20 protein-coding genes and 1 pseudogene are annotated in these 21705 nt (G+C 42.9%); 17 read left to right on the top strand and 4 right to left on the bottom strand.

Annotated elements, in window-relative coordinates; translation table 11 throughout:
- The first annotated feature begins 132 nt into the window (after nucleotides 1-132).
- Nucleotides 133-444, top strand: a complete 312-nt coding sequence (locus HPE63_RS07420; protein ID WP_188313617.1) for a hypothetical protein — start codon at nucleotides 133-135, stop codon at nucleotides 442-444.
- A gap of 116 nt (nucleotides 445-560) precedes the next feature.
- Here the strand turns inward: HPE63_RS07420 and brnQ are convergent, their stop codons facing one another.
- Nucleotides 561-1826 carry a branched-chain amino acid transport system II carrier protein gene (brnQ, locus tag HPE63_RS07415; protein ID WP_188313616.1) on the bottom strand — a complete coding sequence of 422 codons (1266 nt, stop codon included), beginning with the start codon at nucleotides 1824-1826 and terminating at the stop codon, nucleotides 561-563.
- A 264-nt stretch (nucleotides 1827-2090) separates the two neighbouring features.
- Here brnQ and HPE63_RS07410 point away from each other — a divergent pair, with 264 nt between their 5' ends.
- Nucleotides 2091-2309: a hypothetical protein gene (locus tag HPE63_RS07410; RefSeq protein WP_188313615.1), complete on the top strand. Its 219-nt coding sequence runs from the start codon at nucleotides 2091-2093 to the stop codon at nucleotides 2307-2309.
- Here HPE63_RS07410 and thiL read toward each other — a convergent pair whose 3' ends face one another.
- Nucleotides 2310-3359: a thiamine-phosphate kinase gene (gene thiL, locus HPE63_RS07405; RefSeq protein ID WP_188313614.1), complete on the bottom strand. Its 1050-nt coding sequence runs from the start codon at nucleotides 3357-3359 to the stop codon at nucleotides 2310-2312.
- A 175-nt stretch (nucleotides 3360-3534) separates the two neighbouring features.
- Between thiL and HPE63_RS07400 the strand changes: the two genes are divergently transcribed.
- The 15 genes and pseudogenes from HPE63_RS07400 to HPE63_RS07330 all read left to right on the top strand — a co-directional run bounded on the left by HPE63_RS07400 (nucleotide 3535) and on the right by HPE63_RS07330 (nucleotide 17640).
- The gene (locus tag HPE63_RS07400) at nucleotides 3535-4770 is read left to right on the top strand and encodes a choice-of-anchor B family protein (RefSeq protein ID WP_188313613.1); all 1236 of its coding nucleotides are present in this window, start codon (nucleotides 3535-3537) and stop codon (nucleotides 4768-4770) included.
- Nucleotides 4770-6119 carry a hypothetical protein gene (locus HPE63_RS07395; protein ID WP_188313612.1) on the top strand — a complete coding sequence of 450 codons (1350 nt, stop codon included), beginning with the start codon at nucleotides 4770-4772 and terminating at the stop codon, nucleotides 6117-6119. The genes HPE63_RS07400 and HPE63_RS07395 overlap by 1 nt, the downstream gene beginning before the upstream one ends.
- A gap of 225 nt (nucleotides 6120-6344) precedes the next feature.
- The gene (gene glgP / locus HPE63_RS07390) at nucleotides 6345-7985 is read left to right on the top strand and encodes an alpha-glucan family phosphorylase (RefSeq protein WP_188313611.1); all 1641 of its coding nucleotides are present in this window, start codon (nucleotides 6345-6347) and stop codon (nucleotides 7983-7985) included.
- Between the two features lie 236 nt (nucleotides 7986-8221).
- Entirely contained in the window at nucleotides 8222-8551 is a 330-nt protein-coding gene (locus HPE63_RS07385; RefSeq protein ID WP_188313610.1) for a HesB/IscA family protein, read from the top strand.
- Between the two features lie 226 nt (nucleotides 8552-8777).
- Nucleotides 8778-10223, top strand: coding sequence for a Fe-S cluster assembly protein SufB (sufB, locus tag HPE63_RS07380; RefSeq protein WP_188313609.1), 1446 nt, complete (start codon nucleotides 8778-8780; stop codon nucleotides 10221-10223).
- 22 nt (nucleotides 10224-10245) lie between these two features.
- Nucleotides 10246-10998, top strand: a complete 753-nt coding sequence (gene sufC, locus HPE63_RS07375) for a Fe-S cluster assembly ATPase SufC (protein WP_188313608.1) — start codon at nucleotides 10246-10248, stop codon at nucleotides 10996-10998.
- 56 nt (nucleotides 10999-11054) lie between these two features.
- Nucleotides 11055-11423: a four helix bundle protein gene (locus HPE63_RS07370; protein ID WP_188313607.1), complete on the top strand. Its 369-nt coding sequence runs from the start codon at nucleotides 11055-11057 to the stop codon at nucleotides 11421-11423.
- A 54-nt stretch (nucleotides 11424-11477) separates the two neighbouring features.
- Nucleotides 11478-12794 carry a Fe-S cluster assembly protein SufD gene (gene sufD / locus HPE63_RS07365; RefSeq protein ID WP_188313606.1) on the top strand — a complete coding sequence of 439 codons (1317 nt, stop codon included), beginning with the start codon at nucleotides 11478-11480 and terminating at the stop codon, nucleotides 12792-12794.
- 49 nt (nucleotides 12795-12843) lie between these two features.
- The gene (locus HPE63_RS07360) at nucleotides 12844-13512 is read left to right on the top strand and encodes a porin family protein (RefSeq protein WP_188313605.1); all 669 of its coding nucleotides are present in this window, start codon (nucleotides 12844-12846) and stop codon (nucleotides 13510-13512) included.
- Between the two features lie 162 nt (nucleotides 13513-13674).
- Entirely contained in the window at nucleotides 13675-14889 is a 1215-nt protein-coding gene (locus HPE63_RS07355; protein WP_188313604.1) for an aminotransferase class V-fold PLP-dependent enzyme, read from the top strand.
- 71 nt (nucleotides 14890-14960) lie between these two features.
- Nucleotides 14961-15383 carry a SufE family protein gene (locus tag HPE63_RS07350; RefSeq protein WP_188313603.1) on the top strand — a complete coding sequence of 141 codons (423 nt, stop codon included), beginning with the start codon at nucleotides 14961-14963 and terminating at the stop codon, nucleotides 15381-15383.
- A gap of 11 nt (nucleotides 15384-15394) precedes the next feature.
- Nucleotides 15395-15721, top strand: a complete 327-nt coding sequence (locus HPE63_RS07345) for an SUF system Fe-S cluster assembly protein (RefSeq protein ID WP_188313602.1) — start codon at nucleotides 15395-15397, stop codon at nucleotides 15719-15721.
- A gap of 28 nt (nucleotides 15722-15749) precedes the next feature.
- Nucleotides 15750-16117, top strand: a pseudogene (locus tag HPE63_RS18600) (four helix bundle protein).
- Nucleotides 16118-16129: 12 nt separating this feature from the next.
- Nucleotides 16130-16630, top strand: a complete 501-nt coding sequence (locus HPE63_RS07335; protein WP_188313601.1) for a DUF2480 family protein — start codon at nucleotides 16130-16132, stop codon at nucleotides 16628-16630.
- A gap of 77 nt (nucleotides 16631-16707) precedes the next feature.
- Nucleotides 16708-17640 carry a DUF3078 domain-containing protein gene (locus HPE63_RS07330; RefSeq protein ID WP_188313600.1) on the top strand — a complete coding sequence of 311 codons (933 nt, stop codon included), beginning with the start codon at nucleotides 16708-16710 and terminating at the stop codon, nucleotides 17638-17640.
- 179 nt (nucleotides 17641-17819) lie between these two features.
- Here HPE63_RS07330 and HPE63_RS07325 read toward each other — a convergent pair whose 3' ends face one another.
- On the bottom strand, nucleotides 17820-20300 hold the full coding sequence (locus tag HPE63_RS07325) for a ribonucleoside-diphosphate reductase subunit alpha (RefSeq protein ID WP_188313599.1): 2481 nt from the start codon (nucleotides 20298-20300) through the stop codon (nucleotides 17820-17822).
- 201 nt (nucleotides 20301-20501) lie between these two features.
- Entirely contained in the window at nucleotides 20502-21488 is a 987-nt protein-coding gene (locus HPE63_RS07320; RefSeq protein ID WP_188313598.1) for a ribonucleotide-diphosphate reductase subunit beta, read from the bottom strand.
- Nucleotides 21489-21705: the final 217 nt, after the last annotated feature.

Genomic DNA, 21705 nt, shown 5'->3' with positions numbered 1-21705 from the left:
TTTTTAAATGGATTATTTTTTTAATTCTTTATGAAAAGGGCAAAAATTTAGGAGTAATTAACGATTACGAGTTGAGGTCGTATCGAACTTTTAGCTATCTTTTGGGGTAAGCGGTAATTTAAACTGGGACTAATGAAAAAGATAAAAAAGATCGGCGTGTTCTCCTTTGCAAAATTCCAAACCGTTTTGGGTGCCCTTATGGGCATGGTTTGTGGGGTGATATATGCGTTTGGCGGATTGATCATCGACGCGCTTGTGACTGTGGGCTGGCTGACGACAACAGAAACGCCGGGATTGAGTTTTGGAACCGTACTTGCATTCGGGGCACTGATCGGGATGCCCTTCATAGGTGCTGTTGCCGGATTTTTGTTCGGAATCGTTGAAGCCGTACTGTATAATATTTTTGCAAAATGGTATGGGGGATTGCCATTGCACTTTGAATAATACGTCTGCTTCCAGATAAAAGCAAGAGCATGCCCGAAGTAGTCTATTGATGCAGTCCGTTGTGAATCCAAGGGCACGTTTCACATCAACGCCATTGTGGTAAAAAAGTCCCGGATTTATTTCTTAAGCACGTTCGATAGGCCAAAAACCACCAAGGCGGGCAACACCCATCCCATTCTATATTCACTAAGTGCAATTTGCCGTACATAGGTTGGCAATACATCGTTCATTTCAATACTCCCTAAAAAATCGGGGATACTAAAAAGGACCGTCGCACCGATAACTGCCCTAAACACCGTTTTAGAGGCAAATTTTTCCGGCAGCACATTCAAAAGGATCAAAACGATAGTGATGGGATAGATGAACATCAGGGCCGGAACAGCAACGGCAATAATATAATGTACATCGAATTGCCCCATGGCCACCCCAAGCACACACCCAATGATGGCAGTTAGGGTATAGGCCTTTCGGGAATCGCCGAATCTGAATTTTACAAAATCGGCCGTCCCGGTTACGATACCCACGGCCGTGGTAAAACAAGCTAGGCTTACCAACACACTTAAAAACAGATGGGCCGTATTGCCCAAGGTTTTGATACTGATTCCGTTCAATAAGGCCGTTCGTGAAATATCGGCTTCAAATTCGTTGTGCATCAAGGCCCCGGTAAAAATGAGTCCGGCATAGATAAGGAAGAGTCCGAGTCCGGCCAAGCCCCCTGCATTACGGATCAGGCGTTTTTTCTCGGTATAGGAAGCTTTTTGCTTTTTAAGATCTATGGAAATAATGATGACCCCACCCACCACAATGGCACCAATGGCATCAAAGGTTTGGTAGCCTTCCAAAATTCCATCGGTAAAAGGATTTATAAAAACGGTCTCCCCAAAATCAAAAGGATACGAAAAGGTGGCAATGCCCAAGATGAACAACAGAATACCAATGATTGCGGGGGTCAGTACCTTTCCCAGGATGTCGAGGATCCTTGAACGGTTCATGACAAAGACAAAGACCAGTCCAAAATAGACCATACTGGTCAGGATATAGGGCGTACCAAAAAAGGGTTGAATGGCAATTTCGTGGGTCACTGAGGCGGTGCGTGGGGAGGGCAGGGCGATCGAGATGGCATAGATGATAAAAGCATACCCCAAGGCAAAGGTGGGGGAGACCTTTTTCCCAAAATCGAAGATGGTGCCCTGTAACCGGGCATGGGCCAAAATCCCCAAAATGGGTACCAAAACCGCCGACAGGACAAACCCCAAGGTCACCAACCACCAAAAGTCACCGGCCTTAAACCCGAGTTGAGGGGGTAGGATCAAATTGCCCGCTCCGAAGAAAAGCGAAAAAAGGGCAAAGGCAATCACCAGGGTTTCCTTGGTTTTCTTCATTGGTTGTAATTTCGGGGGAAAGATAGGGTAAATCCGTGGGTGGTAAAATAGGTATTTCATCGAAAAAAATAAACCGTTTGTCGAATTTGATGCGCTTCATCGAATATATGGACGAATGGCTTGGAGATGCCCAATAAAAAACAGTATGAACACGTTAAGGTATAAAGTGTTTCATGAACCACTTTTGAAATTAGACCAAAAACAAGAAATTCGCATTTGTCCCACACCCAAATCGAGGATGAATGTCCGCCTAAAACCTACATCATGAAGAAAGTAATATGCCAGATTTTTGGACACCACTACGCCGTCTCCAAAAAAGTTACCCACCACATCAAAGAATACAAATGCATTCATTGTGGCAATGAAGTTACGACCGATGCTACTGGAAATCTTTCGGTTTTAACCCCGGAATTACAGGATATCAACAATACATTGGAAAATCTATATCAAAGAAGACACAATACTGCGGATCACGCAGCCTAATTATGTTTTGGCAAATGAATTCCAACCCTGAGCGGTCAATGGAATTTTAGAGTTATTCCTGGAAATTAAGTGAGCGCCTTCGTTCTCGGCTGTCATGTGCCCCACGACAGTCATGTTAGGATTGCCCTTTATTTTCGGGAATTCTTTTTGGTCTAAAGTAAACAAGAGCTCATAATCTTCCCCTCCACTTAAAGCGACCAAGGTACTATCCATCTTAAACTCCTCACAGGCGGAAATCACCGTGGGATCCAAGGGAATTTTATCCTCGTACAGATGACAGCCCACCTTACTGTGCTTGCATAGGTGCAGAATTTCAGAGGAGAGTCCGTCACTGATATCGATCATGGCCGTAGGGTGAACGTCCAGTTTTTTGAGGAGTTCAAAGATATCCTTTCGGGCTTCCGGTTTCAATTGGCGTTCCACGATATAGGAATAGGGTTCAAGATCGGGCTGACTGTTCGGGTTTACCTTAAAGACTTCCTTCTCCCGTTCCAATACCTGAAGGCCCATATAGGCGCCCCCGAGATCCCCGGTAACCACCAAAAGGTCATTTTCCTTTGCCCCGGACCGATATACGATATCGGCGGCCTTTGCTTTGCCCAATGCCGTAATGCTGATGATGAGTCCGGTCATCGATGAGGTGGTATCGCCCCCAACAAGATCAACCTTATACAATTTTGCGGCCAAGGTTATCCCTTCATAAAGTTCTTCCAAGGCCTCTAGCGGAAATCGGTTCGAGACGGCTATAGATACCGTAATCTGGGTCGCTTCGGCGTTCATCGCATAGATGTCCGATAGGTTCACCATAACGGCTTTGTACCCCAAATGCTTTAAAGGCATATAACTTAGGTCGAAATGAACCCCTTCGACCAAAAGATCGGTAGATACGATGGTTTTGCTCCCTTTAAAATCGAGAACGGCGGCATCATCCCCGATTCCTTTTAGCGTCGATTTTCGGGTTATGGGGAAATGTTGTGTCAGATGGTCGATCAATCCGAATTCCCCCAATTTTTCCAGATCCGTCTTCTCCTGATTCTTGTCTTCTAGCATCTGGCAAAAGTAAGAAGCAGGGACCTTTGCCAAAAGGATTTGCCCGGAAATTTTCGTGTGGGATTGGGTTGAGGGCCAAAAACCATAACCCAGCTCCTGTCCGAGCCAAGCTGCAAGGCCTCTAGGGTAAAATATTAATCTTATCTTTATGACAAAAAGAACTTAAATCAATGCTATGATAAAGAGTGCGTTCTACCTATTCCCAGTGCTTTTACTGTTAAGTATGGGCTGCTCCAAAGATAAAGGAAATGCGGCCGAGGAAGATAATTTCGTGCCCGAACCCCAAGTAGGCTTCACCCCCTGTGAAAATGGAATGGCAGGTATTTATCCTTGCAATGGCTATGACCTTTTAGGTCGAATTTCACTTGCCGAGTTCAGGGCATCGGAAGGGAATGATGTCTGGGGTTGGACAGACCCTACCACCAACAAGGAATATGCCTTAATGGGATTGGAAAATGGCACCGCTTTCGTGGATATCACCGATACCGAAAACATGGTGTATTTGGGAAAATTACCTTCCGCCACGGGCTCGAGTTCCTGGCGCGATATTAAAGTATATGAAAATCATGCCTATATCGTTTCTGAGGCCGATAACCACGGTATGCAGGTTTTCGATCTGACTCGATTGCGAAACGTTACCGATACCGCTCAGGTTTTTGATAATGACGGCCGGTATACCGGTTTTGGCAATGCCCACAATGTAGTGATCAATGAAACCACGGGTTTTGCATATCCTGTGGGTACGGCCAGGAATGATGCCTTTGATGGGGGCGTGCATTTCATGGATTTACAAGATCTTAAAAACCCCGCCTTGGCAGGTGGCTATGGCGCCAATGGGTATACCCATGATGCACAGGTGATAACCTATAACGGTCCGGATACGGATTATACGGGGGACGAAATATTTATCGGGGCTAATGAGAACCAAGTTGCTATCGTTAATGTGACCGATAAAGCGAATCCTGTGGGAATTTCCACATTTGGGTATGATTTTATTGCCTACACCCATCAAGGATGGTTTACCGAGGATCATCGGTATTATATTTTTGGCGATGAGCTCGATGAAGTGAACTTCGGTTTCGATACCCGTACCTTGGTTTTCGACGTTTCCGATTTAGATAACCCCGTCTTACATACGACCTATACGGGCGAAACCACGGCCATTGACCATAATGGATACGTAAAAGGCAATCAATATTTCTTGGCGAATTATAGGGCGGGCGTTAGGGTGCTCGATATTATGGGTATAGCGAATAAATCGATTTCCGAAACAGGGTTTTTCGATACCTACCCATCGAGCAATAGTGCCGGATTTGATGGGGTGTGGAGTGTTTATCCCTATTTCGAGAGCGGGAAGATCTTGGTCAGCGATATAAACTCAGGATTGTTCGTGATTAAAAAGTCGGAATAATGAAAAAATGGGTGGGTTTACTTTTGGTTCTAGGGATACTCGGCTGCTCTGTTGAAGCCGATAACAGCTTTTATATCGACCCGAATTTAAATGCGGAATTCTTGGGGGAAGTGGAATGGATCAAGAATTTTGGGGGTTCGGGGGAAGAAACGGCCCAGGCTGTAATCCCGACTACCGATGGGGGCTTTGCCATTTTAGGGTACACCAATAGTACGGATGGGGACCTGGTGGGCAAGTCGCTTGCAGTCAATGATTATTGGTTGTTGAAGTTGGATGCTGATGGGAACCTACAATGGAATAAAACCTATGGCGGCAGCAAGGACGATAGGGGTCAATCGTTGGCCCAGACCAAAGATGGGGGGTATATTCTTACGGGATATGCGATGAGCGATGATGGGGACGGCAGTAATAATGAGGGTTTTCATGACAATTGGATTTTAAAATTGGATGCATCCGGGAGTTTGGAGTGGGAACAAAGTTTTGGTTTTTCGGGCCATGATCATTCCTATGATATTATTGAAACCCAGGATGGGGGCTACTTTTTCATTGGCTTTTTGGATATTACCGCAGCCCGGGCAGATGGGTTTACCGAAAAAGGACACTATCTTACGCGTCATGGTGTGGGTGAGTTTTGGGGTACGAAATTGGATGCCCAGGGCAATATGGAATGGAGAAGGTATTTCGGGGGCACAAATAACGATAGGGCACATGCGGTGGTACAGGCCGATGATGGGGGCTTTGTACTGGCCGGATTCTCGGAAAGCGACGATTTTGATATCAGTGAAACCAAAGGTAGTTATGATTTTTGGGTGGTGAAGATTACAGGTTTAGGCGAATTGGTTTGGGAACGATCTTTTGGCGGTTCGGGCATTGAAATTTCCTATGATATCGCCAAGACCAACGATAAGGCATATGTGGTTACGGGCAATACCTTCAGTGATGACACTGATGTCTCAAATAACAAGGGCGAATCGGATTTTTGGTTGATCAAGATCGATGACAACGGGAATCTTTTATGGGAAAAAACCTATGGAGGCACCCAGTTTGATGCCGCACAAGGGGTGAGTGCCAGTTGGGATGGGGGCTACTTCTTGGCAGGGAATTCCAAAAGCTTGGATATCGATGCAACGTACAATGGGGGGGAGAACGACCTGTGGGTGGTAAAGACAGCGTCCAATGGGGATTTGCTTTGGCAAAAATCGTTTGGGGGTTCGGGTTTGGAGTATGGTTTTGATGTCTTAGAAAATCCCGATAAAAGCATCATCGTCGTTGGGGAAAGTGCCAGCACCGATTTCCCGGAACTAGAGAATAAGGGCATGTCCGATGTGATCGTGATCAAAATCAGATAGACTGCCATACCGCCTTGTCAGGGCGTTTGTCTGTAAGTCGTTGGTTTATGCACTAGACGTAATTTCCACTTCGTATTACATCCTATTATTTAATAAAAAAACAAGCTTGGGATTCCGATTTCGGGATAAAAACCCGCCTATAAGTGAGAAGATGTAAAAATAGCGACCACTACACCTATTTTACACCAAATTTTGTTAATTTCGCCCCCTTAAAATGATATTACAATGACATCAGAATATAACAAATGGCATCACCCGTATACGCCAGCAAAGGAATTTAAGAAAAAAGTCGCCTATTTCAGCATGGAATTTGGCATAGATCAAGCCCTTAAGATCTATTCGGGCGGGCTCGGATTTTTGGCCGGATCACATATGCGTTCGGGTTTTGAGCTAAAACAGAATATGATCGGTATCGGAATGCTGTGGAAATATGGCTATTACGATCAAGGGCGGAATGGGGATCAAACCATGCGTGCCAATTTTATTGAAAAGAACTTTACCTTCCTAGAGGATTCCGGGCTTGAAGTAGAGGTTAAATTACACGACAACCCTGCGGTCAAGGTACGTGCGATGGTCTTGAAACCGGAGATTTTTGGCACGGTGCCCATATACTTGTTGACTACCGATGTGGAAGGCAATGATTATTTATCAAGAACTGTTACCAATTATCTGTACGATGCCAATTATTTGACCCGTATTTCCCAAAGTATCGTATTGGGAATTGCCGGGGCGAAAATAGTGGAAGCCTTGGGAGGGGCCGATGTTTACCATTTGAATGAAGGACATGGCTTGCCTGCATTTTATTACCTTAAGGATAAAGGCGTGAAAAAAAACCAAATGGTATTTACTACGCACACCCCTGAGAAGGCGGGTAACGAGGAGCGCGATGGGCGTCATTTGAACCGTTGTGGCTTTTTTGGTAGATACCTTTCCGAACAGGAACTTCAAAAAGAAATGGTCAATGGGGGCATGATCAACTATACGGTATCGGCCCTTAGAATGGCTAAAAAATCGAACGCGGTATCAAAGTTGCATGCCAAAGTAGCCCAGGGCATGTGGAAAGATTATCCCGGTACGAGCAAGATTATACCCATTACCAATGCGCAGAATCAAAAGTTCTGGCAAGATGAGGCCATAGAAAAGGCTCATAAGACCAAGAATACCAAATTGTATCGTGAAAGAAAGGTCGAATTGAAGAAAACCTTGTTCGCCGAGGTAATGAACCAGACGAACAAACTTTTCGACCCCAATGTGTTGACCATGGTTTGGGCAAGACGTTTTGCAGGATATAAAAGAGCCGATCTTTTGCTACAAGACTTGGAGCGTTTTGAAAAGTTGATCACCAATAAAAAATATCCGGTACAGATCATTTGGGCCGGGAAACCGTATCCCCACGATTTCTACGGGATCGATATTTTTAACCATTTGGTGCATTTTTGCAAACAGAAAACCAACTTGGCCGTTTTGGTGGGCTATGAAATTGAATTATCCAGAAAGTTGAAATGCGGATCTGATATTTGGCTCAACACCCCTAGGATAACCAGGGAAGCTTCGGGTACCAGTGGTATGACGGCAGCTATGAATGGCTCTGTCAATGTTTCCACCGATGATGGGTGGATTCCGGAGTTTGCCAAGGACGGTAAAAATTCCTTTATCCTTCCGGCCATAGATCCGAACATGCCGACATGGGATCAGGATAAGCTCGATAGTGAACATTTGTACGATATTCTTGAGAAAAAGGTATTGCCCACATTCTATGATCACCCAAAGAAGTGGCAACAGATCGTCTTCAATAGTATTGATGATGTAATCCCGGAATTTACCAGCAAACGAATGGCCACCCAATATTACAAGGAGCTCTATTGATCAGATCGGTCAACATCGTGATCTAAGAGTCCCTTTTCAGGGTCTTTAATACAATTCATTGTTTTCATGGGCGGTTTTTTTGGGCAATGACCCGAAAATATAACCATGGGGCTTGCCGTGGTTTTCATTTTCGATAGAGATTCCTTATAGATTCATACGTTATAATAATGTTAGGATTTGTTGCAAAACACCACATATAACCTATATTTGTAAACTATTTAGAATCAAAACAAATAATGATACAGGTTTCAGAAACAGCTAAACAAAGGGTCATCGGTCTAATGACCGAAGATGGCTTTGATGCCTCAAAGGACTATGTACGGGTAGGTGTCAAAAGTGGGGGATGTAGTGGACTTTCGTATGAATTGACATTCGATAAGGCTATGGCAGATACCGATAAGGTATTTGAGGATAACGGAGTACGTATTATCGTGGATAAAAAAAGCTTTTTATACCTGGCCGGAACAATATTGGAATATTCCGGAGGATTGAACGGAAAAGGCTTTGTGTTCAACAATCCCAATGCGCAACGTACCTGTGGGTGTGGGGAGAGTTTCTCTTTATAATTTGAAAATGTATTAATGTTCAAATTGAAGCATTTTCAGTGTTGAAATTCGGAATTTGTTCAATGTAATGGATGAAATAGGGTATTCAGACAAGAACCAATTGGCAGGATTGAGAAATGAAGTGATAGGAATTTCCAAACAACTGGCAAATTATATTAAGTATGTTAAAAAGAGGGGTAGTTGATTTTAACTCTTTTACTTTTTTAACTCTGAACTAACAAGAATTATGGCATATACCGAAGAGGAATTAAAAAAGGAACTCGAGACAAAGGAGTACGAATACGGTTTTTATACGGATATTGAATCGGATACTTTTCCGGTTGGATTGAATGAGGAAATCGTGATCGCCATTTCCAAAAAGAAGGAAGAACCCGAATGGATGACCGCTTGGCGTTTGGAATCCTTTAAGGCCTGGAAGGAAATGGTTGAGCCCGAATGGGCGAACGTAACCTATGAAAAACCTGATTTTCAGGCGATTTCCTATTATTCGGCTCCGAATAGTAAACCAAAATACGATAGCCTTGATGAGGTAGATCCCGAATTGTTGGATACGTTCAAAAAATTGGGGATTTCCTTGGATGAACAAAAGAAATTGGCCGGGGTTGCCGTGGATATCGTGATGGACTCGGTTTCAGTGGCCACTACCTTTAAAAAGACCTTGGCTGAGAAAGGAATCATATTTTGTTCCATTTCAGAGGCGATTAGGGAACATCCTGAACTCGTAAAGATGTACATAGGTTCTGTAGTTCCCCAAAGGGATAATTTCTACGCCGCCTTGAACTCGGCCGTGTTCTCCGATGGATCTTTCTGTTACATTCCAAAAGGCGTACGATGTCCGATGGAATTGTCGACCTATTTTAGGATCAACCAGGCCGGAACAGGCCAGTTCGAAAGAACATTGGTCATTGCGGATGAAGGCAGTTATGTAAGTTATTTGGAAGGATGTACAGCGCCTTCACGGGACGAAAACCAATTGCATGCCGCTGTGGTCGAATTGATTGCCTTAGATAATGCGGAAATAAAATACTCAACGGTACAAAACTGGTACCCCGGGAATAAGGAAGGTAAAGGCGGGGTGTATAACTTCGTTACCAAAAGGGGTATTTGCCATAAAAACGCTAAAATTTCTTGGACCCAGGTAGAAACGGGATCGGCCGTCACCTGGAAATATCCTTCCTGTATCTTAAAAGGGGATAATTCCATAGGGGAATTCTATTCCATTGCGGTAACCAATAACCACCAGCAAGCCGATACGGGGACCAAGATGATTCATATTGGTAAGAATACAAGGAGTACCATTATCTCCAAAGGTATTTCTGCCGGAAAATCACAGAATAGTTACCGCGGATTGGTGCAGGTCAACAGTCGCGCTAAAAATGCCAGGAACTTTTCACAATGCGATTCCCTATTGATGGGGAACGAATGCGGGGCACATACCTTTCCGTATATCGAGGTAAAGAACAAGACCGCACAGATAGAACATGAGGCAACGACCAGTAAAATCGGGGAAGACCAGATATTTTACTGCAATCAGCGTGGTATTGAAACCGAAAAGGCCATTGCGTTGATCGTGAATGGTTTCAGCAAGGAGGTATTGAACAAATTACCTATGGAATTCGCTGTGGAGGCCCAAAAACTATTGGAAATAAGCCTTGAAGGCTCTGTTGGATAAAATGAATAATAAAAAGTAGCACATGTTAAAGATCAATAACCTGCATGCAGGTATAGAGGGAAATGAAATACTGAAAGGTATAAATCTTGAGGTCAAGGCAGGGGAAGTCCATGCCATCATGGGGCCCAATGGCTCTGGTAAAAGTACCTTGGCGGCGGTCATTGCCGGTAAAGAGGAATATGAAGTTTCAGAAGGAAGTGTGGTTTTGGAGGGCGAGAATCTTGAGGATGCTTCCCCCGAGGAAAGGGCGCACAAGGGCATCTTTCTTTCGTTTCAGTATCCTGTCGAAATTCCAGGGGTATCTGTAACGAACTTCATGAAAACGGCTATAAACGAAACCCGTAAGGCCAAAGGGTTGGAGGATATGCCAGCCAATGAAATGTTGAAAATGATACGGGAAAAATCCGAGTTATTGGATATTGACCGTAAATTTTTGTCCCGTTCTTTGAATGAAGGTTTTTCCGGTGGGGAAAAGAAAAGAAACGAGATTTTTCAATTGGCCATGTTAGAGCCAAAGCTGGCCATTTTGGATGAAACGGATTCCGGTCTTGATATCGATGCCCTGAGAATCGTTGCCAATGGGGTGAACAAATTAAAAAGCAAGGACAATGCGGTCATCGTCATCACGCATTACCAACGGCTTCTCGATTATATCATCCCCGATTTTGTACATGTCTTGCATGAAGGTAAGATTGTAAAGTCCGGCACCAAGGAATTGGCCCATGAGTTGGAGGATAAAGGATACGATTGGATCAAACAGGAGACAGCGGTATAACTCTAAGTCTTAAAGTCAAAAGTCCAAAAGTCTAATGTTCAATCCAAATGTGCATTATGCCTAAAATAAACTTATTTGAAGAAATAACCGCTTGGAAAGAAAGTAGGGAGTTCAACAGGGATATTTATAGGATAACAAATAGAGGGCTATTTGAAAAGGATTTTGATTTAAAAAGACAGATTAGAAGAGCATCGGTTTCAATAAGTTCCAATATTGCGGAGGGGTTTGAAAGAAATACGGATAAAGAATTTATTTATTATTTATATGTAGCTAAGGCATCCGCAGGAGAAGTAAGGTCACAATTATACCTGTCCTATGACTTGGAATATATAGCTGAAAATGATTTTTTGGAATTAAAAAGTAAAATAGAAAATGTTTCTAAAATGTTGAGCGGATTTATCAAATATCTTGAAAAACGAGATTAATATTCGACTTTCGACTTTCGACTTTCGACATTTTAACATTGTAACACAAAACAGATGGATTTAAAAGATAAATTGATTTCTTCTTTCATGGCCTTTGAAAACAAGGTCGATGTAGAACACCCCGTGCACGATATCCGCTCTGAGGCCATCAAGAATTTTGAGGAAAAAGGGTTTCCGTCCAAAAAGGAGGAAGCTTGGAAGTATACTTCATTGAGAAGTCTGCAGAAGGTTGATTTCAGTATTTTCCCAAAAGAGTCGAATACCTTGGAATATAAAGAGATAAAGAAATATTTCTTGCATGAGATCGATACCTATAAGATTGTTTTTGTAGATGGTATCTACTCTTCCTTTCTTTCGGAAACTACACACGATGGGGTCGATATCTGTTTAATGAGTGCGGCTTTGACCAAGCCGATGTACAAACAGGTCATCGATATGTATTTTAACAAAGTGGCCTCAAAAGAGGAATCCTTGACGACGTTGAATACGGCCTTTTCCAGGGAAGGGGCCTTCATTTATATCCCCAAGAATAAAATGCCAAGAAAACCGGTTGAAATCCTACATTTTTCAACGGGTAACGAAGCATCTATAATGTTACAGCCTAGAAACCTGATTGTGGCCGAGGAAAATGCGGAGCTTCAGGTCATCGAAAGGCACCAAAGCCTGACCTCGAATGAGGTATTGACCAATTGTGTGACCGAGATTTTTGCTGCCGAACGGGCCATTGTAGATTATTATAAGATCCAGAACGATGCCAAGACCGCCTCGTTGATCGATAATACCTATATAGATCAAAAAAGCAACAGTGTCGTAAAAGTACATACGTTTTCCTTCGGTGGAAAATTGACCAGAAACAACTTGAACTTCTATCAGAACGGGGAGTATATAGATTCGACCATGAAAGGCGTGACCATTTTGGGGTATAAGCAGCATGTAGACCATCATACGTTGGTGCACCATATTGAACCTAATTGTGAGAGCCATCAGGATTATAAGGGCATTTATGGGGAGAATTCCACGGGCGTTTTCAATGGCAAGATCATTGTGGATAAGATAGCCCAAAAGACCAATGCTTTTCAGCAGAACAACAATATCCTGATCAGTGACAAAGCGACCATCAATACAAAGCCCCAATTGGAGATTTTTGCGGATGATGTTAAATGTTCGCACGGCTGTACCATTGGTCAATTAGACGAGGAAGCTTTGTTTTATTTACAATCCCGAGGAATTCCAAAGAAGGAAGCCCGTGCTTTGTTGATGTATGCGTTTGCCAATAACGTACTGGAAAGTGTCCGTATTACGGAGTTGAAAACACGTATTAATAAGCTCATAGCTGAAAAACTAGGGGTCCGTTTAGGGTTTGACTTGTAAGACTTACTATTTACATTTCATGGACTGATGTTTGGTTTAATATTTTAGAATGAAAAGTATCTATTTAACATGTATCTATCTTGTTTTTCTATCTACTTCTATATTTGCCCAGGAAACTAAGGTTGGCATCAAGGGAGGATTGAATTTGTCAGAAGTGAATGGGGATTTCACTGAAAGTCACGAATCCAGAATAGGGTATCACTTTGGGGGTTATGCAGACATTCCGTTGACCAATAGATTTTCTTTTAATCCGGAATTGCTTTATTCTTCCATTGGATATGCCTTTGAAAATAGGCTAATTCTATTCGATTTACCTCAGTCTCAAAATGTTTTCCCCAAATTGGTCCGCCGACTTAATTATCTTACCATTCCTTTGATTTTAAGGTTCGAATTCAACAAAAAATTTGGATTGGATTTTGGCCCGCAAATCGGATTTTTACTGAACTCGGTCAGTAAATTAAAAAAATCAACGAACATAGATCAGTCATTTGATAAGATGACTTCATCTGGGGATTTCCGTTTCGACTCCGGTGCAATTATTGGGATGAACTATAAAATCAATCACAAATTAGGTGTTCAGGTAAGGTATATTCATGGATGGACGAATTTAGATACAGGCGGATTGAGTGATAATAACAAACAATTCAACAGGGTTTTTCAGTTATCTTTTGGTTATGCCCTATTTAAAATAAGTTATGATTCTGCACTATTGAACTGATGTTTTTAAAGGGACAAAAACATCTCGACTGTGCTCGATTCGATAGTAAGTTTAAATATTGACCTTTAAGTCAACCACTTTGTTGGTTTAACCAAATTAGGATTTAGATGATGTAGAAGTTTAATGCTTAAACTTAACTTTGTCGCCTATTAGTTTTTCACTATGTTTAATGTGTCCAAAATACGAGTAGATTTTCCTATCCTAAACCGCAAGGTTAATGGGCAACCCTTGGTATATTTAGATAATGCCGCTACCTCCCAGACCCCAAAACAGGTCATCGATGCCATTGTGGATTACTACAGTAATTACAATGCCAATATTCACCGTGGGGTGCATACGCTATCCCAAGAGGCGACCGAAAAATACGAACAGGCCCGAATCAAGATCCAAAAGCACCTGAATGCGGCCAAACCCCAGGAAATTATTTTCACTTCCGGGACGACCCACAGTATAAATTTAGTGGCGAGCGGATTTTCATTCCTCCTAAAAAAAGGGGATGAGCTTATCGTTTCGGCTTTGGAACACCATTCTAACATCGTGCCTTGGCAAATGTTGTGCGAAAGAACAGGGGCCATTCTAAAGGTCATTCCCATGAACGAGGAGGGGGAATTGCTGATGGATGCATACTACACTTTGTTGTCTGACAAAACCAAGTTGGTTTTTTGTAACCATGTCTCCAATGCCTTGGGAACGGTAAACCCGATCAAAAAAATTATCGATGCCGCCCATAAGGTCGGTGCTGCGGTCTTGATCGATGGTGCCCAAGCCGCCCCCCATATCAAAGCGGATGTGCAAGCCTTGGATGTGGACTTTTATACGGTTTCAGCACACAAGCTGTGTGGGCCCACAGGCGTAGGCATGCTGTATGGGAAGGAAGCCTGGTTGAATAAACTGCCCCCTTATCAAGGCGGTGGCGAAATGATCGCCGAAGTGACCTTTGAAAAAACGACATATGCCGAACTGCCCCATAAATTTGAGGCAGGTACCCCCAATATTTGTGGTGGGATCGCTTTTGGCGTGGCTTTGGATTATATGAATGCCATTGGTTTTGATACCATAGCGGTATATGAACAGGAACTTTTGGACTATGCGACCGAACAACTATTGGCGATCGATGGATTGCGCATCTATGGGCCCGCTAAGAACAAGACCTCGGTCATATCCTTTAATATAGCGGGTATTCACCCCTATGATATGGGGTCTATTTTAGATAAATTGGGCGTCGCCGTACGTACTGGACACCATTGTGCACAACCGATCATGGATTTCTATAAGATTCCTGGTACGGTGCGAGCCAGTTTTTGTTTTTATAATACAAAGGAGGAGGTAGATGTTTTGGTAGCAGGGGTAAAAAGGGCCATATCGATGTTACTCTAGGTATACTGCCGGAATCGGCCAAACTATTGAGAACCAATAATACTTATCGTATTTTTGCATAAAGTCAGGTAATGGGAATAAAAGAAATACAAGAGGAAATTGTAGACGAATTCGCGATGTTCGAGGATTGGATGCAGCGCTATGAATATATGATAGAGCTGGGAAAATCGCTTCCTTTGATCGACGAGAAGTATAAGACCGATGATAACATTATCAAAGGGTGTCAAAGCAAGGTATGGGTACACGCCGAGTTAAAAGACGACAAATTGGTGTTCACGGCAGACAGTGATGCCATTATCACCAAAGGGATTATTGCCATCCTAATTCGGGCTTTTAGCAATCAAAGACCGCAGGACATCATCGATGCCGATACGGACTTTATCGATGAGATCGGTTTAAAAGAGCATTTATCGCCTACCCGTGCAAATGGTTTGGTCAGTATGGTGAAACAATTGAAACTGTATGCCATAGCCTACCAAACCCAATTGAACTAAATTTAGAAAAAATGAGTGAGACTGTAATAAATACCCAAGAGTTGGGGGAGAAGATCGTACAGGTGTTAAAGACCATCTATGACCCTGAAATCCCTGTTGATATTTATGAATTGGGATTGATTTATGACGTATTCGTCAATGAGGAGAGGGATGTAAAGATCCTGATGACCCTTACCTCCCCGAATTGTCCGGTCGCGGAGACATTGCCAGTTGAGGTTGAGGAAAAAGTGAAATCGTTGGATGCCGTAAAGGATGCCATGGTCGAGATTACCTTTGACCCGCCATGGACCCAGGAATTGATGAGCGAGGAGGCAAAATTGGAATTAGGCATGTTATAGATTTCAGATGTAAGATATTGGAAATCTGATGGAGAAGGGTTTTGAACAGATTATTTCATGGAAAAAGGCAAGAGAACTAAATAGGGAAATATATTCTTTGACCCAGAAAAGTGATTTTTCAAATGACTTTGCTTTAAGAGATCAAATACGTAGGGCATCAATTTCCATTTCTTCTAATATTGCAGAAGGGTATGGTAGAGCCTCAAACAAGGAATTTGACTATTTTCTTAAATTGCCCTAGCTTCATGTTATGAAGTGAAGTCACAATTGTATTTGGCCTATGATATTCAGTACGCAAGTGAATTGGAATTTAAAATATTGTATTCTCTTTGTGATGAAATTTCAAAAACATTATTTGGGTTGATCAAACATCTTAAAAAGGATCTGAACTCTTAATTCTGAAATCTTATGTCTGATATTGTAAACCGCGTAGCCCAAAGTCAATTGAAAACCATTGACCTAGAAGACTATTACCCTATTGGGGAACGTATATTCCTGGATATAGAACAATGGCTTTATGAAGGGTTGGTGTTGCGTGAAAAAGAGTTCAGGGCCTCAGTAGCCGGACATGATTGGGGCCAATATAAAGACAAATATGTGGCAGTCGACTGTTCTACCGATGCCATCATCCCGGGGTGGGCCTACATGCTTATTGTCACCCAGCTGCAACCCTATGCCAAAAAAGTGGTACAAGGAAATTTGGAAACCTTGGAAACCTCAATCTACCAATCCATCATTGAAAATCTTGATATTTCGGCCTATACGGGCAAACCTGTGATCATAAAGGGATGTACCAATAAACCGGTTCCGCCCAATGCCTATTTGTGGATAACTGCAAAGCTGATGGGCGTTGCGAAGAGCGTCATGTATGGTGAAGCCTGCTCTTCCGTGCCATTGTATAAAAAGTAAAATTGTTGATAACGGTAATTGTTTATTGTTAACAATTGTTATTTTTGCACCTCATTAACATAAAAACACTAAGCATTATGAGAAAATTAGTATTCACTTTGGTGGCCATTCTAACCATATCGGCTACCAACGCACAAACTGCGGATGAATTAAAGGCGTTGCAAGGCCCTAAAAAGGATTCCATAGCAGCGATTCAAGGGAGGGTCGATGCCATTCAGGCACAGATCGATGCCCTTCCAGGATGGAAAAAAGGGGTATTCGGTACCATTGGGGCCAACCTGTCCGGATCCAAAAATTGGTATTCACAAGGCACACCCAACAACTCTTCGGGAAACATAGGGGTTTCCCTTAACGGATTCGCAAATTTGAATAAGGAGAAATTCTTTTGGAGAAATTCGGCGAATATGAACCTACAATGGGTGAAATTGGACAATAAGGATATCGATACCGATGACGATAGCTTTAACAGCACAACGGATGTTTTCAATATCGTTTCTTTATATGGACAAAAGTTGAACGAAAAATTTGCGATTTCAACCTTGGCGGAATACCGTACCTCGATCGTCAATAATTTCAATGATCCAGGGTATTTGGATGTTGGATTGGGTGCTACGTGGACCCCGATAACCGATATGGTCGTCGTGATCCATCCGTTGAACTATAACTTTGTATTCGCGAAAGATGATGCAGCCTATGAATCCTCTACCGGTGCAAAAATCGTAGTCGATTATACCAAAAAATTGGGAGATGTAAACTTCAAAACCAACTTCTCGACCTTTCAAAGCTACAAAAGCAGTGATTTGTCGAACTGGACGTGGATCAACTCCTTCGGGTATACCTTATGGAAAGGGATCGGACTTGGTTTTGAATTCGGACTCAGGAACAACAAGCAAGAGGCTTTGGCCAATGCGCTTGGTCAGGTGCCTGCCATTGTACCTGCACCGACATTCGATAATATCGATGTTAAGACACAAAGCTATTGGCTATTCGGACTTAACTATTCGTTCTAATCCTAAAGATGTCATAACTAAGGCCGTCCAAATTGCATTTGGACGGCCTTTTTATTTGGGTTTGTTTCAAATCAAACCGACGTCATCATCCTAAAATATGAAAACAAAAAAGAGGCTGCCATATTGGGCAGCCCCTTATTTTCAATAAACACTATCACGTACCTATAAAAAGTACTTCGTTATGAACCGCACATAAGACAATCGTCATCGGCTTGGCCTTCTTTGGCCCGTGCGATCATTTCCTTCATTTCTTCCGGGGTCATGGGCTGTACGTCCATAGCTTGTGACTGGGGGGCTATAGAAGTGGGTTGTACTTCGATGGATTTTGTGGTCTTGGCTGCTGGAGGCATAGTGATGGCAACCTCAGCCTCTACAGGAACCGCTTCCTTTTGGCTATTGTCCAAGGTGAATTTTATAGCATCTACGGCCGCCTTGGTCCTTAAATAGTACATCCCTGTCTTCAGTCCGCTTTTCCAGGCATAAAAGTGCATGGATGTCAATTTGGAATAGTTGGCATTCTCCATAAAGAGGTTCAAGGATTGACTTTGGTCAATAAAGTATCCTCTATGTCGGCTCATATCAATGATATCCTTCATACTGAGTTCCCAAACCGTTTTATACAACTCCCGTATCTCCCGGGGAATGGTTTCAATATGTTGGATCGAACCATTGGCCCGCATAAGTTCCTGCTTCATTTGTTCGTTCCACATCCCAAGGTTTACCAGGTCTTCCAATAAATGTTTGTTCACTACGATGAACTCCCCAGAAAGCACTCGTCGGGTATAGATATTCGAGGTATAGGGTTCAAAACACTCGTTGTTGCCCAAAATCTGTGAGGTGGATGCCGTTGGCATGGGAGCCACTAATAGGGAATTCCGCACCCCGTGCTTTTTCACCTCTTTTCGCAATTTGCCCCAGTCCCAGCGACCGGAAAGCTCTTCATCTTGTATGCCCCATAGGTTATGCTGAAACTCCCCTTGTGAAATCGGGGAACCTTCGTAGGAAGAATACGTACCTTCTTCTTTAGCGGCTTCCATAGACGCCGTAACGGCCGCGAAGTACAGGGTTTCGAAAATTTCCTGGTTCAATTTCTTGGCTTCATCGCTCGTAAAAGGCAAACGCAATAAGATAAACGCGTCCGCCAAGCCCTGAACCCCCAACCCGATAGGGCGATGTCTTAGGTTCGAGTTTTCGGCCTCCTTGACCGGATAGTAATTCCTATCGATAACCCGATTCAGGTTTTTGGTCACCCGTTTGGTCACCCTGTATAATTCCTTATGGTCGAATTCCCCATTTTTGATGAACATGGGTAAGGCGATGGAGGCGAGATTACAGACCGCAATTTCATCGGGGGAGGTATACTCCAAAATCTCGGTGCATAGGTTCGATGAACGGATGGTTCCCAAGTTCTTTTGGTTGCTCTTACGGTTGGCGGCATCCTTATAGAGCATGTAAGGGGTACCGGTTTCGATCTGGGATTCCAATATCTTTTCCCAAAGTTCCCGTGCCTTTACGGTCTTACGACCTTTCCCTGCGGCTTCGTACCCTAGGTATAATTTTTCAAATTCCTCACTATGGTTGGTGTAAAGTCCTGGGCATTCATTGGGGCACATGAGTGTCCAATGTTCATTTGCCTCAACCCGTTTCATGAACAGATCGGAGATCCACATGGCATAGAAAAGATCTCGGGCGCGCATTTCTTCCTTCCCATGGTTCTTCTTCAATTCCAAAAATTCGAAGATATCGGCATGCCAAGGCTCCATATAAATGGCGAAGCTACCTTTGCGTTTTCCACCTCCTTGGTCCACATATCTTGCCGTATCGTTGAACACCTGCAACATGGGTACAATGCCGTTAGAGGTGCCATTGGTCCCTGCTATATAAGAACCTGTGGCCCTTACGTTATGTATGGATAAGCCTATACCACCTGCTGATTGTGATATTTTTGCGGTTTGTTTTAATGTATCATAGATGCCTTCGATACTATCATCTTTCATCGCTAAAAGGAAACAGGAAGACATTTGCGGTTTTGGTGTCCCTGCATTGAACAGCGTCGGGGTAGCATGGGTAAAAAACTTTTTCGACATCAGCTCGTAGGTTTCCTTTACCGCATCCAAATCATTCAAATGAATACCCACGGAAACCCGCATGAGCATATGTTGTGGACGTTCGGCGATCTTGCCGTTCAATTTCAGGAGATAGGAACGCTCTAAGGTCTTGAAACCAAAGTAGTCATACCCAAAATCCCTGTTATAAATGATGGTGGAATCCAACGCCTCCGCATTTTCTGAAATCACCTTATATACTTCGTCCGAGAGCAAGGGCGCCTTCTTACCAGTCCTGGGGTTTACATAGGTATAGAGGTCCTTCATCGTTTCGGAGAACGACTTTTTGGTGTTCTTATGTAGGTTGGAAACGGAGACACGGGCTGCCAATTTTGCATAATCGGGGTGCATGGTGGTCATGGTGGCCGCGATTTCCGCTGCCAGATTATCCAATTCCGAGGTGGTCACCCCATCATAAAGACCTTCTATAACGCGCATGGCGACCTTTAGGGGGTCGACTAGGTCGTTAAGACCATAACATAATTTTCGCACTCGGGCCGTGATCTTATCGAACATGACCACTTCTTTTCTTCCGTCTCTTTTTAGTACATACATAACTTGATTTACGATTTATGATTTTAGAATTACGATTTACGAATGTTGAATTTAGGTGCTTTCAATCAGGTTCGATATTTCGAGATTCTGGTTAATTAATTGATTTACGATTTACGATTGGTGGATTTTGGGGCCTACGTTATAATCTACACTTCCTATGTGATGTGAATTAATAATTGTAAAATTGTCCCTCGTAAATCGTCAGAAATCAGCATCAAAACTGATTTTTTGTGCGTCTTCGTCCTTATCCTTGTTCAAGACCCCGGCTTTTTGATATTCGGAAACCCTTTTTTCAAAGAAATTGGTTTTCCCTTGAAGCGAGATCATATCCATAAAGTCAAACGGATTGGTCGAATTATAGACCCTATCACATTCGAGCTCAACCAATAAGCGATCGGTGACGAACTCCAGATATTGTGTCATTAATTTGGCATTCATCCCTATTAAACTAACCGGTAAGGATTCCGTAATGAACTCACGTTCTATATTCAGGGCATCGACCAATATTTCGGTGATGCGCGTTTTAGGCACTTTATTGATGATATGATGTTTATGTAGGTGTACGGCATAGTCGCAGTGCATCCCCTCATCCCTCGAAATAAGCTCATTGGAGAAGGTCAATCCTGGCATCAACCCTCTTTTCTTCAACCAAAAAATTGAACAAAAGGAACCTGAGAAGAAAATACCCTCTACGGCGGCAAAGGCGATCAACCGTTCCGCGAAGCTTGGAGACTCGATCCATTTTAAGGCCCAGTCCGCCTTCTTTTTAATGGCCGGGAAATTCTCTATGGCCTTAAAAAGCATGTTCTTTTCCTTTTCATCTTTCACATAGGTATCGATCAGCAAGGAATAGGTTTCGGAGTGGATGTTCTCCATCATAATCTGGAAGCCATAGAAAAATTTGGCCTCTGAATACTGTACCTCATTGACGAAGTTTTCTGCCAGATTCTCATTTACGATACCGTCGGAAGCGGCAAAAAAGGCCAAAATATGTTTGATGAAATATTTCTCCTCATCGCTCAACTTGTTATTCCAATCGGCAAGGTCTTGATGCAGGTCGATTTCCTCAGCGGTCCAAATACAGGCTTCCTGTTTCTTATACCATTCCCATAGGTCGTGATGTTGTATAGGGAAGATTACAAAACGGTCTTTGTTTTCCTGTAAGATTGGCTCTAAGGCTGCTGGCATAATACTGTTGATTTAAAAAGTTAATTGACCAGGATGATACGTATCCTGCTGTCGGGATTAACAAAGATGTAAAATAGGAATCGGATTTTTAGGGGTAATTCTTAATTTCAGTCACAAAGTTTTTAACATCGAATGTTGAAATGTAGGTTCACACGTTATGATCACTACCTTGTTTAAAAGTGCGGTTTTCTGTTAAAATTTGAACAAAAAAATAAAC

The sequence above is a fragment of the Maribacter arenosus genome (assembly GCF_014610845.1).
In the GTDB taxonomy this organism is placed as follows: domain Bacteria; phylum Bacteroidota; class Bacteroidia; order Flavobacteriales; family Flavobacteriaceae; genus Maribacter_A; species Maribacter_A arenosus.
The sequence above is the reverse complement of the archived record's forward strand: the minus strand, read 5'-3'. Positions and strand labels throughout refer to the sequence as shown.